This is a genomic window from Alcanivorax sp. HI0083, assembly GCF_001635175.1.
Map to the genome: position 1 here is coordinate 1 of NZ_LWFX01000214.1, position 1,047 is coordinate 1,047.

A 1,047-nucleotide genomic window follows, 5' to 3' on the forward strand; every position below is an offset into this window, starting at 1 on the left:
TTCTTCGGCATCCAGGGCGTTGGGCCGGCCAAACCCCACATCGCAAAATGCGCAGCGACGGGTGCAGATGTCCCCCATGATCATGAAGGTGGCGGTGCCGCCGCCGAAGCATTCGGGCAAATTGGGGCAGGCGGCTTCTTCGCAAACGGTGTGCAGTTTCTGTTTGCGCAGCAGCGACTTGATGCGCTGGATTTCTCCGTTGGCGGGAACCCGCACACGAATCCAGTCCGGCTTGCGTTGATAGCCGCTTTCTTCGTTGACCATGGGGATGGTGCGGACCTTGTCGGCGCCGCGCAGTTTGTCGCCGATTTGCACTTTGCGTTTGGCTTGGGCCTGTTCGCTCATGGGGTTTCCATTGCCGTCGGGTGCTGCCGAAAGGGTGGGGGCAGGCATCTGTGTCTGTGGGTTACCGTCGTGGGGACGGTGCTGCCAGGGCACTGTCAGGATCGCTGTCAGTGATGGCGTTCTCCTGAAGTGCATTGTACCAGTCTGGTGGGGGCGCTGTCCGGGGCGTCAGGCCCAGACGTTTGGCTAATAATGTCACCAGTTGTTGTTCCATGGTGTGGCGGCCCAGATTGACGCCCTGCGCTTGCAGGGTGGTCATGGGCTGGCCCACGTGCCCGCAGGGGTTGATCCGCTGCCAGGGCGCCAGGTCCATGTCCCGGTTGATGGCGAGCCCGTGATAGGTTGCGCCACGGCGTATGCGCAGCCCCAGGGACGCGATCTTGGCCCCGTTCACATAGACCCCGGGGGCGTCATCCCGGTTCACGGCCTCAATACCCAGGCTGGCAAGAAAATCGATGATGCCTTCCTCGATAGCAGTCACCAGCCCGCGGCTTCCCAGCCCCAGCCGTTTGATATCCAGCATCAGGTAAATCACCGTCTGGCCGGGGCCGTGATAGGTGACCTGTCCGCCGCGATCGGTGTTCACCACCGGAATCTCTCCGGCATTGAGTACGTGCTCGGGCTTGCCCGCCTGGCCCAGGGTGAAGACCGGGGGGTGTTCCAGCACCCACAACTCGTCGTTCTGCTGAGCGTTGCGATGAT

The 1,047-nt window shown here is 62.3% G+C and carries 1 protein-coding gene and 1 pseudogene; both read right to left on the reverse strand.

The genetic code is table 11. The annotated features are described in order from the left end of the window. A pseudogene (locus A3754_RS02280) lies at positions 1-345 on the reverse strand (lipoyl synthase); the annotation flags it as partial. Between the two features lie 61 nt (positions 346-406). After that, positions 407-1,047 (reverse strand): lipoyl(octanoyl) transferase LipB (gene lipB / locus A3754_RS02285; protein ID WP_063518745.1); only part of this gene is annotated, 641 nt, incomplete at its 5' end.